The 14060-nt window shown below is 53.1% G+C and carries 11 protein-coding genes and 1 pseudogene; 8 read left to right on the top strand and 4 right to left on the bottom strand.

Annotated elements, in window-relative coordinates; genetic code table 11:
- Window positions 1-57: 57 nt before the first annotated feature.
- Both ACE41H_RS15945 and ACE41H_RS15940 read right to left on the bottom strand, forming a co-directional pair.
- On the bottom strand, window positions 58-1413 hold the full coding sequence (locus ACE41H_RS15945) for a hypothetical protein (protein ID WP_375356515.1): 1356 nt from the start codon (window positions 1411-1413) through the stop codon (window positions 58-60).
- Between the two features lie 39 nt (window positions 1414-1452).
- Window positions 1453-1497, bottom strand: a pseudogene (locus ACE41H_RS15940) (SEC-C metal-binding domain-containing protein); the annotation flags it as partial.
- Between the two features lie 227 nt (window positions 1498-1724).
- On the opposite strand from ACE41H_RS15940, the gene ACE41H_RS15935 reads away from it, so the two are divergent.
- On the top strand, window positions 1725-2879 hold the full coding sequence (locus ACE41H_RS15935; protein WP_375356421.1) for a glycerate kinase family protein: 1155 nt from the start codon (window positions 1725-1727) through the stop codon (window positions 2877-2879).
- A 51-nt stretch (window positions 2880-2930) separates the two neighbouring features.
- On the opposite strand, the gene infC is transcribed toward ACE41H_RS15935, so the two are convergent.
- Window positions 2931-3455, bottom strand: a complete 525-nt coding sequence (infC, locus tag ACE41H_RS15930; protein WP_375356420.1) for a translation initiation factor IF-3 — start codon at window positions 3453-3455, stop codon at window positions 2931-2933.
- Window positions 3456-3604: 149 nt separating this feature from the next.
- Here infC and ACE41H_RS15925 point away from each other — a divergent pair, with 149 nt between their 5' ends.
- Both ACE41H_RS15925 and ACE41H_RS15920 read left to right on the top strand, forming a co-directional pair.
- Entirely contained in the window at window positions 3605-4081 is a 477-nt protein-coding gene (locus ACE41H_RS15925) for a DinB family protein (RefSeq protein ID WP_375356419.1), read from the top strand.
- A gap of 105 nt (window positions 4082-4186) precedes the next feature.
- Entirely contained in the window at window positions 4187-6574 is a 2388-nt protein-coding gene (locus ACE41H_RS15920; protein WP_375356418.1) for a GH36-type glycosyl hydrolase domain-containing protein, read from the top strand.
- Window positions 6575-6626: 52 nt separating this feature from the next.
- Here ACE41H_RS15920 and ACE41H_RS15915 read toward each other — a convergent pair whose 3' ends face one another.
- A complete protein-coding gene (locus tag ACE41H_RS15915) occupies window positions 6627-7541 on the bottom strand; it encodes a phosphatidate cytidylyltransferase (RefSeq protein WP_375356417.1) in 915 nt (304 codons plus the stop codon).
- Window positions 7542-7637: 96 nt separating this feature from the next.
- Here ACE41H_RS15915 and ACE41H_RS15910 point away from each other — a divergent pair, with 96 nt between their 5' ends.
- From ACE41H_RS15910 to ACE41H_RS15890, 5 genes are all read left to right on the top strand, one after another.
- Window positions 7638-8180 (top strand): hypothetical protein, encoded by a 543-nt coding sequence (locus tag ACE41H_RS15910; protein WP_375356415.1) that lies wholly within the window; start codon window positions 7638-7640, stop codon window positions 8178-8180.
- Window positions 8181-8300: 120 nt separating this feature from the next.
- The gene (locus ACE41H_RS15905; protein ID WP_375356414.1) at window positions 8301-10184 is read left to right on the top strand and encodes a helix-turn-helix domain-containing protein; all 1884 of its coding nucleotides are present in this window, start codon (window positions 8301-8303) and stop codon (window positions 10182-10184) included.
- 39 nt (window positions 10185-10223) lie between these two features.
- Window positions 10224-10661, top strand: a complete 438-nt coding sequence (locus ACE41H_RS15900) for a response regulator transcription factor (protein ID WP_375356413.1) — start codon at window positions 10224-10226, stop codon at window positions 10659-10661.
- Window positions 10662-10808: 147 nt separating this feature from the next.
- The gene (locus tag ACE41H_RS15895; RefSeq protein WP_375356411.1) at window positions 10809-12179 is read left to right on the top strand and encodes a diaminobutyrate--2-oxoglutarate transaminase; all 1371 of its coding nucleotides are present in this window, start codon (window positions 10809-10811) and stop codon (window positions 12177-12179) included.
- Between the two features lie 80 nt (window positions 12180-12259).
- Window positions 12260-13978, top strand: a complete 1719-nt coding sequence (locus ACE41H_RS15890) for an IucA/IucC family protein (protein ID WP_375356410.1) — start codon at window positions 12260-12262, stop codon at window positions 13976-13978.
- Window positions 13979-14060 lie beyond the last annotated feature (82 nt).

Here is a 14060-nt window from a genome sequence, read left to right as displayed (position 1 = left end):
ACGGACCGTTCGTTAGAGCCCATTACTCCATAGAGACCTCATGATTTGGGGGAAGTTTTATTTTGTCTTTGCCATCCAATCTTTTAAACCGAGCAGCTGATCCCAAATTCGTGCGTGTGAAAAGGCGTAGGTGACCGCTTCCTCCGTGCTGCCCATTGAATAAGAATACGGTATGTCCGCAGGAAGCCGTTTTTGGTCGAGAAGGTAGGCGGGAACATGCTTGTTTTCTTTCCGTGCCAATCGATATAAGAAATTCAGATGTTCTGTCACACCGTTTCTCAGGTATTCCAGGATCAGCTTGTCATACAATATAAAACAAGTGGCCTCATCCCCGTAAGATTTGAGCAGCCGGTCAGCTTCATTTAATCGTTCCAGTTGCAAATAATGCATAAGCAGATCGTAGCGGTTTCCCTGATTGTCACTCGGATTCAATTCAAGGAGTTGTTCATAATGCTCGCAAGCCGTGCCCAGTCTGCCGGACAATGATAATAAATGGGCATAAGCGGCTTTGGCACGCATGAACGGCCGGGTTTCAATGAGTCCCCAGAAATGTCCGCGATTTTCTTTGAAGAAAGCCTCTCCCAATCTCTTGGCTGCTGATTCCATGGCAGATTGGGCCAGTTTCATGGACTCTCCAATGGTTGGCGCATCCTCTGATAACATAATGAGTGTATCGGGATGCTCAGGATCCATTTGAATCGCCTGATCCAGCAGCTTCTTGCGTTTGGCGGGTGATGACTCGTTATCGGCGGCAACCAAGAGCTCCAGGACTTTATCCGTATTTATCGCAGGTGAGAAGGCCTGCTGAGCAGATGGATTGCTGAGTTGAGCGGATAAAAAGGCTTGAACGTCCTCTATGCTATCAAAATTTTGGGCTTTCAGCAGACTGGTTATCTCGGCTATCTTTGCTTCATGCTCCAGATTCGAAAAAGCGGGGGATGGCTGGAATGGGTCGTCTTCGAGTTCATTCAATGCCAGGATTCCTTTTTCTTCAAAATGATCCTCCAGCTTGTTCAAGCAGTTGGCCAGTGTGGAGGCGGAAATGCCATGCTTAATGGCCAGCTCGCTTTGGTTTGGAAAATCATCCAGGGCATCGATCAGAAAAAAGAACTCTAAAGCCCCTTTATAACCGCCCGGTTTACGGAAGCCAGGATTCGTATCCTCGCAAAAGCTGTGCCACATCACAATGGTTCCGGCGAGTGTCTCGCGCATTATTTCAGAGCTTGGTTTATACTCTGCATACAGCTCCAGAGCCAGTTCTTCCGCCAATTGCCGCTGTGCCTGCTTCGGCCAATCAAACTGGCCTATGAATTCACGCAGCTTGGCGGGTGACTTGGCAAAAGAAGCGAGCTCTCTGCCGATATCCTCATCCTTCATAGTGGCGAGAGAGACAGCCTGATGTGTCTGCTCCAAAGCTCGGTCCTTCTCCAGACAGCATTTTTTGTATTTTTTTCCGCTCCCGCAAGGGCAAAGCTCATTTCTACCGATGCTGCTCATTTTAAATTCACCTCAATTTTTTATTTTGGCCGAATAGACAAGCTTTATTTATAGGATAGCAATTTCAGAGATGATTTAAAAGCAGGCTTTGTCTATAGTTCCGGATTTCCCGCCAGTATGTTTAGCTATGGATTTTTCATTTTCACATATATAAAAACAGTAACATTTGTACTATGATTGGATAAGAAAGCGTTATCAATCAAAGATGAACGGAAAGGGAGATGGGGATGAAAAAGGATTTTGTGATCTTGCTGGCTCCGGATTCGTTTAAAGAGAGCATGACGGCGAAAGAGGCCTGTGAGGCGATGGAGAGAGGGATTAAGAAAGCGAATTCCCGTATTGCCTGCGTTCAGGTTCCGATGGCGGATGGCGGCGAAGGCACGATGCAATCGCTGATCGACGCGACAAGCGGAAAGAAATATACGGCGCGTGTCACAGGGCCTCTGGGCAGGGAAGTGGAGGCTTCTTACGGAATATCCGGAGATGGTGCCACAGGGGTCATTGAAATGGCCAGTGCAAGCGGTATTCATCTCGTCCGCCCGGAGGAGAGAAATCCGCTGATCACCACCACCTATGGCACCGGGCAATTGATCAAGACCTGTCTGGACCATGGTGTAAAAAAACTGCTGATCGGGATCGGCGGAAGCGTCACGAATGATGGCGGGGCCGGGGTAGTTCAGGCACTGGGAGGCAGGCTATTAGACTGCAACGGCTCGGAATTGGGATACGGCGGGGGAGAGCTGGGACGATTAGCCCGTATTGATTTGACGAATTTCGATCAGCGCCTGCAGGAGGTTACCGTTGAGGTCGCCTGTGATGTTAGCAATCCGCTTTGCGGTCCGCAGGGGGCTTCTGCCGTATTTGGGCCGCAAAAGGGTGCCACGCCGGAGATGGTCGGGATTCTGGACAGCAATTTAAGAAACTATGCAAATGTCATTAAAGCAGAGCTACATCAAGATATCGCCGACGTACCCGGAGCAGGTGCTGCAGGCGGTCTGGGTGCAGGATTGATGGTGTTCTTGAATGGTTCTTTAAAGAAAGGAATTGACATTGTTATTGAATATACCGGGCTGGAGGCGAAAATCAAAAACGCCGATATGGTATGGACGGGGGAAGGCAGCCTTGATTCTCAGACACGATACGGTAAGACCCCTTATGGGGTAGCAGCCATAGCCAAGAAATATGACAAGCCGGTTGTTGCTTTTGCAGGGAGAGTCGGGGAAGATATTGAGGTGCTGTATGAGAAAATCGATGCGCTTTTCGGGATTATGCAGGGCGTTTCTTCCCTGGAGGAAGCATTGGCGCAAGGGCAACGCAACCTGGAAAGAGCCTCTGAAAATGCCGTCAGATTGATGAACTTGTTTCATCAGGAGCAGATATAGATTATAAAAACCGCACTATGGATATGGATGCCATGGTGCGGCTTTTACCGTTTATCGCGGATTTACTTTTACCTGCGAGCCTTTGCCGCTTGTCTGGATGCCCGTTTCCTTCACTCCGGTCTCTTTCAGATCAGCCAGCAGCCGCTCCAGCACCGCCTTTGCGGCAGCGGCTTCTTTGGCCCCGCTTGCTCTTACGACCAGCTGCACCGGCTTGCCGGAACGCAGATGCTTGTCCGCCTGACGAAGCTTGGTGTCATAGTCATGTTCCTCAATATGGGCGGTGAAGCGCAGCTCCTTGACCTTCTCTTTAGCGTTCTTCCCCGCAGGCTTGCCGCTGTCCGCTTTCGCTTTGCCTGCTGCCGCTTTCTTCTGCTGTGAAAGCGCCTTTCCCTTGCCCTTGGCGACCAGACTGCAGGGCGGGGGACTGCTCATGAGCGAGGTACAGACAAGGTCCAATCCTTGAGTGCGGGCCATGGAGAGCGCCTCTTCTCTGGAGAAGACACCGAGATTCTCGCCATGTAGTCCGGTGAGCACCACCTCGGAAGCTTTTATTTGCTCGTTGATTAAGACTGCCACGTAACGAAGCCTCCCCAAAACAATGTTAAAGCTATCATATCCATTAGCGGCCGGAGATTCAAATCAGGGTTAGTTTCTTTAAATTAAGATCGCCGGTTTTCATTCGTCTGCGTTATGATTGAGGGAGTGACGAATAAGGGGGAAATGAATTGGTACATGCGAAGGAAGTTCTTGCGAATCAGCTTCTGGCCAATGCGAATGATCCAAGCTGGCACTTGCCTTTTTTACAGGCTGTTGAAGGAATTTTGGAGGAGGAAGCCTATTGGAAGCCTGTTCCGGGTTGTCATAGCATCGCCGAGATCACACACCACCTGCTGTATTGGAACGAGATATGGCTGACCAGATTCATGGAGGGGAGCATGGATGCGGCAGTCGCGGTGCAAGACAACAATAAAAGCTTTATCGTAGCGGAGAATGTCCCATTTCACAATTTAAGAGACAGACTTCTCAATGTGCTTCTGCAATGGCAAAACCTGCTTAGTGTTGAAGGGCTTGAAGCGCCAGTGGTGGGGTTTCCGGTGCCTGCAGTCTGGTGGGAATTGGTCAGCAATACGGCAATCCACAATGCATACCATATTGGGCAAATCGTATTGATCCGGAAGCTGCAGGGCGATCATTCAAAGTGATATAATAGACAGGAAAATTTATGGCAGATTGATAGAATCAAACGGACACATACTGCTTCCAATCTGCTGAATCGTTGTAAAACCTGTGGAAAAGAGGTATGAAAGATGATCAGACCATCGGAAGATCAAGAGTATTATGAGCTGTTGACCCCTACCGCTCTTCCCAAGGCTTCAGGGTTTCTGTGGAATGAGAAGATGATGATTCATGTGAATTGCCGCGGATACGTCGTGGCCCAGTTCATGCAGCCTGAGCCTGCCAAGTATTCTCACGCTCCCAATCTGGAGGCGAAGACGTTCATGCAGCCCGAGCAGCCGTATTATGCGCATCATCCCGGACGTTTTCTGTACGTGAAGGATGAGGAAAGCGGCGAAGTCTTCTCTGCCCCTTATGAGCCTGTGCGCGAACAGGCGGATCAATACACTTTTGCAATTGGAAAAAGCAGCATTGTATGGAGGGTGGAATGCAAGGGCATTCATGTCGAAATGAGCTTGAGCCTGCCGCGGGAAGACGCCATGGAGCTGTGGCGCGTGAAGGTGAAGAACCTGTCGGGAGCCCCGCGGAAATTAAGTATCTACCCTTATTTCACTGTAGGGTATATGTCATGGATGAACCAATCCGGTCAATACCACGAGGATTTGCAAGCCATTGTGTGTACTTCGATCACGCCATATCAGAAATATCAGGATTATTCTAAAATCAAGGAATTCAGCGACAAAACCTTTCTGATCGCGGAGCGGAAGCCTGCGGCTTGGGAAGTGAACCAGGAGGTCTTCGAAGGAGAGGGCGGCATTACCATGCCAAGCGGAATCCGGGATCAGGAGCTTCTGTCCAAAGGGGACGCAAGGTACGAAACGCCGGCCGCTGTCCTGCAGTATCGAATAGAGCTGGCGCCAGGCGAAGAGGAGGCCTACAGATTCATTTTCGGACCGGCCAGGGATGAAGAACAGGTTGCCCAAATCCGCAGCAATTACCTGCTGAATACCAATGCGGATGGCGAAGACGGCTTCACGGCCGCTGAACGGGAATATGACCGCTACATACGGGAAGGCAGAGGCCGCATCGAGATTGCAACGCCGGACCCGGATCTGGATAACTTCGTCAATCACTGGCTGCCGCGGCAAATGTATTATCACGGACAAACGAACCGCCTCACAACTGATCCGCAGACGCGCAATTTCCTGCAGGACCATATGGGGATGAGCTACATCAAGCCACAGACGGCCAGAGAGGCCTTCCTGATCGCCTTAAGGCAGCAAAATGCAAACGGTGCCATGCCGGACGGTATCATACTGCACAAGGATGCGGAGCTGAAGTACATTAATCAGGTTCCGCATACGGACCATTGCGTCTGGCTGCCCATTTGCTTGAGCACCTATCTGGATGAGACGAACGATTACTCCATATTGGAGGAAAAGGTTCCTTATGCCGACAGCGAGCAAACGGAATCCGTATTCCAGCATATCAACAAGGCCATGTTCTGGCTGATGAACGACCGCGATGAACGGGGATTGAATTATATCAACCAGGGCGACTGGTGTGATCCGATGAATATGGTCGGTTACAAGGGCAAAGGCGTTTCCGGCTGGCTGACCATCGCGACGGCCTATGCGTTCAACGTATGGGCAGGGATATGCGAGAGCAGCGGACATTCGGACAAGGCCAAGGAATTTCGGGCTGACGCGCAAAAGACCAATGAGGTCGTCAACCAATATCTGTGGGATGGCGAGTGGTACGCGCGCGGCATCACCGATGACAACGTCAAGTTCGGGATCAGCACTGACCGGGAGGGCCGCATCTTCATCAATCCACAAGGGTGGTCCATGCTGAGCGGCGCCGCCGACCAGGAGAAGCAAAGCAAGCTGATGCGGGCGGTCACGGAGCAGCTGGAGACGCCCTATGGTGTAGAAAAGCTGGCACCGTCCTTCACCTCGATGCGGGAGGATGTGGGCAGGGTTACGCAGAAGCATCCGGGATCCGCCGAGAACGGCGCGGTATACAATCATGCGGCGGCATTCTACATTTACGCGCTTTATACCGTCGGGGAGAAGGAAGATGCCTTCCGGTTGCTGCGTAAAATGATCCCCGGACCGGATCTGGAGGATATTGTGCAGCGCGGCCAGCTGCCAGTATTTATACCGAACTATTATCGCGGAGCCTACCGGCAGTTCCCGCGCACCGCAGGCCGTTCCAGCCATCTGTTCAACACGGGAACGGTTCCCTGGGTGTACCGCTGCCTGATCGACGGGCTGTTCGGCCTGCAGGGCTGCAAGGAAGGGCTGCAGATCAAACCGCAGCTTCCTGCCGGGTGGAAAGAGGCTTCGGTCAAACGGGACTTCAGAGGCGCCGAGCTTCACATCGTCATGAAGAAGGTGCCGGGACTTGACGCCATAGAGGTGTATGCCGATGAAGTCCTTGTTGCCGATGGCATTCTGAAAGACCTGCAGCCGGATACCGAGTATCAGGTGCTGGTCAACATTCCGGATGAGATCTAATAGGCCGGCTTATGTAAAACAACCTGGGTCCTTAAAAAGGATTCAGGTTGTTTTACATAAAATCAACGAAATAACGGAGTGCATGGAAAAAGACCGGCGAGGTATAGGTCAGGCTGTCGACCCGGCTTAAGTAGCTCTGCTTCAGAGCATCAAATTTATCGTCATCGGCGATTAACAGATCCCGCTTCAGCACGGACACGGTCAGGCTACCGAAGAATCCGCTCAGGCTGATCAGCATGCCAAAAGCAAGCCCGAAGGTCGAATCCAGCGGCGTCAGATAAGGATAGATCAGATAAGAAACCGCGGTTGTAACGACAAATGCGCTCGCAAAGCCTTCCCACGTTAAATGCGGGTTGGCCGTCGGCACCACCTTCCGCCTGCCGAAGTAAATGGAGGCCAGATAATGTACCACATCGTTTAGCTGTGTCAGCACGACCAGATAAAGCACAAGCCCCGCACCATACTGTGGCGTCGCAAACTGGAAATAGGCCAGATGGCTGAGCCCGAACACCATCAGCATAAGTCCCCATTGGGTCGAGCTGACGCTGCGCAGAAATCCGACCGTGCCTTTGTTGATCAGCCGGGGGAGCGGAAGAAACAGGAACACATAAATTGGAATAAAAACGATAAACATGCCGTACCATCCGATATAAATCCAGTAGAACTGCACCGGAATGGAGAGGTATGCCCACAGAAACAGCCGACGGTCGGCTTTTCTCGTCTTGATCATGGAGAAGTACTCCTTCAGTGCGAAGAAGGCAAGCACCATGAGCGAGAGCAGCGACACCACCGAGTTGAACAGGGTAGCCAGGCAGAATATAAAGAACATGCCCCACCACGTCTTGATCCGGTAACCGATGGCGGTGTAATCCTTGCCGGATTGTAATTTGCTCACAATAGAATAGATCAACTGGATAGCGAGCAGGGCAGCGAATATAAGGGCTAGCGTATAGTATGAACCGTTCACGGCCAATCACCAACTTATCACAAAATGAAATTTATTTACCGGGACCTATGTTATTATGAAGGAATACTGCAAACTTGATAAGGGGCATTTTTAAAAATGGAAGATGGGAGATCGGTTTTTATACTGCTTACGAATACTGGAACGCTGTTTACGAGAGTGATTCAAACCTATACGAAGGCACCCTACAACCATGCTTCGATTTCCTTTGACCGGGAGCTTTCCGAGCTGTATAGCTTCGGCAGAAAGCATCCCGGCAATCCTTTGAACGGGGGATTTGTGAAGGAGGATATCAAGACAGGCACGTTCAGCAAGTACCCGAACACAACATGTGTTATTTATGAGCTGCGGGTCTCCGAGCGCGAGGTCGAGAAAATGAGACGGGTTCTGCATATCTTTGTCCGCAGCCGTCAGAAATATATGTACAACCTGCTGGGCGTGATCGGTGTCGCCTTGAAGGAACCAGTTGAATTCAGCAACTCTTATTTTTGCTCGCAGTTTGTCGCGGAAATTTTGCAACGGTCCGGCATCAACATCTGGAACAAGCTGCCCGCGCTCGTCACGCCGGACGATTTCCGGCAGAGCGAGCGGCTGCAGCTCATTTACGAAGGCAAGCTGAGCGAGTATGAACCGTCGGTCTGATGGTTGGACGGATGACTTTGCGGAAAACAATACTGGTACATGGCAAGTTGTTGATAATGATTATCAATGAATCTATAATAGAATAAATATAAATTCTGGAAGTCTGGGGGTTGGGAAAGGATGTCGATACGTGATCAAATCCTGCTATGGTCATACGCTTCCGTGGATATTGTGGATATCCGCAGGGGGGACTTGCAGCCAGGGGAAGAATTTGATTATTGTGCTCCAGCAGAGCTTTTTCTCGTATCGGGGTCAGGGATGGCACGGATTGAGACAGGCGGTGTGATCTGCAGTGCAGAGGAGGCGCCGGTCGTTCATGTCGAAAAGGGAACACGCCTGTATATCAGTCAGGCTTCGAATGGTCTGGAATTCTTCCTGATTCTGTTCAAAGCGTCGCTTCCACATCCGCTGCCAGGTGGGCTGACCGAACCGCAGACGGCCGTCCAACACTTCCGCACCTGTTATGCAGTCCCCCCTGGAGCAGCAGCCGTATATAGGAGTATGTCCTCTGATATGGACAGGTTGTGGCAGCAGGAAGAACCGCTGACACGGCTGGAGACGAAGCAGCGGCTGTACGCCTTCGTTCATTTGCTGTTGACCGAACTGGAAAGGCTGGAGGGAGCTGAGGAGAAGACGGAGGAACAGGATATGATCGCTGCTGCACTCCGGCATATGGAAGCCTGTTATAGCGAGCCCCTCACATTGTCTTCCTTGGCCGAGCGGCTTCGCATAAGCCCGCGCCAACTGCAAAGAGGCTTTAAGGCACGCTTCGGGCACAGCCCGATGGAGCATCTGATCGGAATTCGCTTGGAGCATGCCAAGCGGCTATTGGAGCAGGGTAACCGGCCTGTCGCTCAGATCGCTGAGGAGGTGGGGTATCCCGATAGCTATTATTTCAGCCGTTTGTTCAAAAAAAAGACCGGCTTGTCACCGAGAGGTTATAAGCAGATGCTGACCGCAGGCAACCTATCTTCAGAAGTAAAATGCACAAATTGTCGCATTTCTCCAAGTGCGGTGTCGCAAACTGTCATTGTTCCCGCCAGATTCGATAGTTATCATCAGAGGGGAAGAGCTACGCAATCGTTCCGGGCCCTGTTGTCGCTGACACTGATGTGCACCGGAGGACTGGCTCACGCAGATGGCAAGATTCGTATTCCGCATATGCGCGGAACACTTGAGCTTGAGCGTGAGCCCCAGCGGATCGCTGTGCTTGATTACCAATATGCAGATCAATTGCTGTCACTTGGCATTTGTCCGGCAGGCAGCGTAACCTGCAGTGTTGAGACCGACGGGCTCCCGGTCACTTTAATGGAATCAATAGGAAGCATGGCCCGTCTAGGGACGAAGGAGCAGCCCGATCTGCAGGCGCTGGCTGAGCTGCGGCCCGATCTCGTTGTATGCACTTCGTTTCAAGAGCAGTGCTATGGAGAGCTGCTTGCTATAGCCCCGACCGTGATGTTCGACCGCTATGAAGATTGGCGGTTGACACTGCTCAGATTTGGAGAGTTGGTTGACCGAAAGCAGCAGGCTTTGGAGGCACTTGACACCTTTAATGCCAAGCTGGATCGGCTGCGGCGCGGACTTGAGGGTGGCGGTGAGCAGACCGTAGCGCTGATCCGGCCGCGTGACGGCAGCATACGACTGCATACCGATAGACACCGGACCGCCCGCCTGCTTTATGAAGATCTTGGCCTTGCACCTCCACCGCTCGCGGTGAAGCAGCCGGGCACGAGCTCGTTGATTCCGCTGGAGGCGCTCTTGGAGCTGCAGGCAGACCGGTTGTTCGTCCTAACCGACAACAAGAATCGGGAGCAGACCCGGCTATATCAGCAAAGCCCTTTATGGAGAAGTATGAGCGCTGTTCGCAGCGGCCGGGTCCGTCATTGTCATACAGCACTCTGGACTGGCTATTATGGCCCGCTGGCGATGAATAGGGTTATTGACGAAATCGCCGAGACCCTGCTGTCGCCCTTTACCTCTAATTTTCACATTCAAAATTCATAATTTTTTTCAAAACACTCCAATTCGGACGGTGAGGGACCTATGCCTGTTACTAAACTGAGTCTAACAGTTGCCTCCAGCGCGAGCAATGAACGGGAACGCGAGGAGCTGGCCGAGCTGCACAGGATCATTATGAGTTGGGTTGTGCAAATGAATATCCGCGATTGCATACAGGTGAAGATGGAGTATGTAGTGGCTGATGATCAGGAAGCCTTCTCTGTGATTGCAAGCCCGCGCAGCCCACAGTCAGAGGAGGATTCGAAGTCAGCTGCGCTTAGCGGAAGGCAGCTTGAGATCGCCGAGCTGCTGTGCCGTCATTACAGTATCAGGAGAATTGCTGAGGAGTTATATATCAGTGTAAATACGGTGAAGAAGCATATTCAAAACATTAAAAAGACCCTGTGTATCGAGCAGACAGGAGGAGATTTCGTCTTTTTGCTGGCTGAGAAGCTGCAGGGGAGCAGTCGTGCGTGTGATTAAAGCAAATTTATCCGATAGAAGTATTAATATAATCTGTCAGGATAATATTCAGATGGGCACTATAAATGGTATGATTTACCTAACTAATTGATAATGATTATCATTATTGATAAGTTGGATAAAATTGTGCCAAAGGAGTGAACCCGTATGCATCCAGCTACAGCGGCAACTGAAGCATCTGCTAACAGCCGCTATTTACAAAGCCAGCAGGAGCGTGAATCTTCGGCCCGCTCCTATCCCAGACGTCTTCCGATCGTTATCGCCGAAGCCGAGGGAGTCCATATCAAGGATATGGACGGAAAGGTCTATTATGATTGCTTAGCCGGCGCCGGAACCTTGGCGCTTGGGCATAATCATCCTGTGGTGATTGAGGCGATGAGGAAGGTGTTTGATCAGAAATATCCTCTGCACACGCTTGATCTCACAACTCCGCTTAAGGAGAGCTTTATAGATGAGCTATTTGCCAGTCTTCCTCCGTCTTTTGCCCGTCATGCCCGTATTCAGTTTTGCGGCCCTACCGGAGGCGACGCCGTCGAGGCCTCGATCAAGCTGATGAAGACGGCGACAGGCAGACGCAGTGTGCTGGCGTTTCACGGGGGTTATCACGGCTCGACCCATGCAACGATGAGCATCAGCGGTACACTTGGACAGAAGGAGCAGGTCGCAGGGCTGATGCCGGACGTTCATTTTTTGCCGTATCCATACGCTTACCGCTGTCCGTTCGGTGTCGGAGGGGACGAGACACAGCGCCTGAGCCTCCGTTATATCGAGAATGTGCTGCGTGATCCGGAAAGTGGCATCGTGCCGCCAGCGGCGATGATTGTCGAGCCTGTTCAGGGAGAAGGCGGCTCAATACCCGCTCCAGCGGCCTGGCTCGCCGGGCTGCGCCGTATCACCCGGGAGCGGGACATTCCTCTGATTGTGGATGAGGTACAGACCGGGCTTGGCCGTACCGGCAAGCTGTTCGCCTTCGAGCATGCCGGAATCGAGCCGGATGCCATCGTTCTGTCCAAGGCCATCGGAGGCAGCCTGCCACTTTCCGTCGTTGTCTACCATGAGCGCTACGACGTCTGGCGGCCGGGCGCGCATATCGGCACCTTCCGTGGCAATCAGCTGGCCATGGCTGCCGGACTGGCGGCGCTGCGCTATATCAAGGAGCAGGAACTGCCGGAGCGGGCTCGCAAGCTGGGTGAGCGGCTGCAAGGAAGGCTGCGTGCGCTGGCGGAGCAGGAGCGTTGTATTGGGGATGTGCGCGGACTTGGGCTGATGATTGGGGTCGAGATTATCGATGAGTACGGCGAGCCGGACCATCTCGGTCATATCCCTGCCGCTCCACGGTTAGCTGCGCAAATCCAGCAGGAATGTCTGCGGCGCGGACTCATTCTGGAGGTTGGCGGACGGCATTCAGCCGTTATGCGCTTTCTTCCGCCACTCATCGTTACGGAAGAGCAACTGGACGATATCGCTGATCGGTTCAGCGAATCGGTGCGGGCAGCCCGCAAGGCTCTGCCATGCTGACGGACCGTGAAGCAGTCTCGCCAACGAAAGGCGGGAGGTATGAGGAGAAGCCGGCAGAGAACATGAGGATATCCGAGAGCATGGCGCAACGTTCGTTGCTTAATGCTTTCCTGCGGGAAAACGGAGATGCGGTGGAATCCCCTCACAAACTTGCCGAAGCGGCGGAGCGTGGCGAAGCCTTCCCGCTGAGCTTGCGACTGGCGGATGGTGCCCGAATTCGCGGCATGATCCGTTACGCCTCGCTGACAGGACAGCATCTGTATGCGGAAGGCTGGGTGCTGGAGCGTGACGGCGCCGTTCACCCGCTGACATTCGATGAACTGGCCGGGGCGCTTGTCTCTGAGCTGGCGCAGCGTTTCAATCTGGGTGCTGACCAGAACACGATAGCGGTGCTGCAGCGCATCCGCCGCAGCGTCTCCCAGTTAAGCGGGCATTTGGAGAGGTGGATGGAAGCAGGGAAGGCTGGCCGGGACGTGCGCAGACTGGATTATATTACGTCGGAGCAAAGCGTATTTGCCGGGCATCCGTTTCACCCTTATCCGAAAAGCTCCGAAGGAATGAGCGAGTCGGAGCAGGAGCGTTACAGCCCGGAGCGCGGTGTTGACTTTGCCCTGTATTATTTTGCTGTTCACGCTTCTGAGCTGTGTGGGGAGTGGCTGCCGGGCGAACAGAGCCGCGCCTTTCCGCCGGAGGCACATGCACCGTTCCGGCAGGCATTGTCGGATCGATTGGGCGCTGAGGCAGAAGCACTGTACAGGCCGCTGCCCATGCACCCATGGCAGGCGCTTCGCCTGCTGGAGCGGCCTTGGGTTCGTGCGTCCATACAGCAGGGGAAGATCATCCCGCTTGGCCCGCTCGGGCCGCGAGTATTTCCTACCTCTTCTGTGCGTACGGTATGGGAGCCGCAAAGCGGCTGTGGCTGGAAGCTGCCGCTGGAGGTGCGTATTACGAATCTGATCCGTGTTAATACACCGGAGCAGACAGCACGTACGATAGACGCCGCGCGGCTGACCGCGCATCTGGGGGAAGAGCTGGCAAAGGAACTGCTGGGATTGCTGCCGGAAACGGGATATGTCGGCATAGCAGCCCCCGGCCAGGAACGAACCGACCCGGCTTTTACGGTGTTGTTCAGACCCATGGATTTCGAGCCATCGGCGACATTTGTGCTGGCCTCCGTTCTGGAGAGCTGGCCGGGTGAACAGACACCCAAGCTGGCTCAGGCGATCACAGCAAGCGCACAGGCCGGGGGAGGCTTGCCCATACCGGACATAAAGCACTGGCTGGAGCGCTATTTGCGGCTGTCCATGCTGCCGCTGCTGCGTGTCTGGGACCGCTTCGGCATCAGCTTTGAGGCGCATGCGCAAAATTCGCTTCTGTCGCTTAAGGACGGCTGGCCGAGCTGCTTTTACACCCGTGATCTGGAAGGGATGAGTGTGGATCGTGAGCTCGCCCGCAAGGCTGGATGGATCGGCGGGGCGATAGGGGAGGATAGCCCGCTGTTATACGCCCCGGACGAAGCGTGGCATCGCACTAAATATTATTTTTTCGTCAACCACCTTGGTTCTCTTATTCATGCGCTAGCTCTCTGGCAAGGGAGATCAGAGCGCGAGGGCTGGGCTGTAGTCCGCCGTCTGCTGCTTGAGGAGCGCGAACGTTCGAGTGAACGGCAGCGCCCGTATGTAGACGAACTGTTGAACGGGGAAGAGCTGCCTGCGAAAGCTAATTTTGCCAGCTGTCTGGCCAACAAAGGAGATACACCTCTATATATCTCCATTCCGAATCCGATCCGGGGCGTATAGCGCTGAATGGCTAAGGATCGCTTGCATACGAGGAAGCAGCCGTGATGTAAGTGGCTGTTGGCTTGACTGACAGGCTTGTGGT

This window comes from Paenibacillus enshidis (assembly GCF_042136365.1).
GTDB classification, from domain to species: Bacteria; Bacillota; Bacilli; order Paenibacillales; family Paenibacillaceae; genus Paenibacillus; species Paenibacillus enshidis.
This window is presented reverse-complemented; position numbering and strand designations above follow the sequence as displayed.

Bases quoted from the DNA above. Each gene is read 5' to 3' on its own strand.
- ACE41H_RS15935 (WP_375356421.1), top strand. From the start codon at position 1,725: ATGAAAAAGGATTTTGTGATCTTGCTGGCTCCGGATTCGTTTAAAGAG.
- ACE41H_RS15920 (WP_375356418.1), top strand. From the start codon at position 4,187: ATGATCAGACCATCGGAAGATCAAGAGTATTATGAGCTGTTGACCCCT.
- ACE41H_RS15910 (WP_375356415.1), top strand. From the start codon at position 7,638: ATGGAAGATGGGAGATCGGTTTTTATACTGCTTACGAATACTGGAACG.
- ACE41H_RS15905 (WP_375356414.1), top strand. From the start codon at position 8,301: ATGTCGATACGTGATCAAATCCTGCTATGGTCATACGCTTCCGTGGAT.
- ACE41H_RS15900 (WP_375356413.1), top strand. From the start codon at position 10,224: ATGCCTGTTACTAAACTGAGTCTAACAGTTGCCTCCAGCGCGAGCAAT.
- ACE41H_RS15895 (WP_375356411.1), top strand. From the start codon at position 10,809: ATGCATCCAGCTACAGCGGCAACTGAAGCATCTGCTAACAGCCGCTAT.
- ACE41H_RS15890 (WP_375356410.1), top strand. From the start codon at position 12,260: ATGGCGCAACGTTCGTTGCTTAATGCTTTCCTGCGGGAAAACGGAGAT.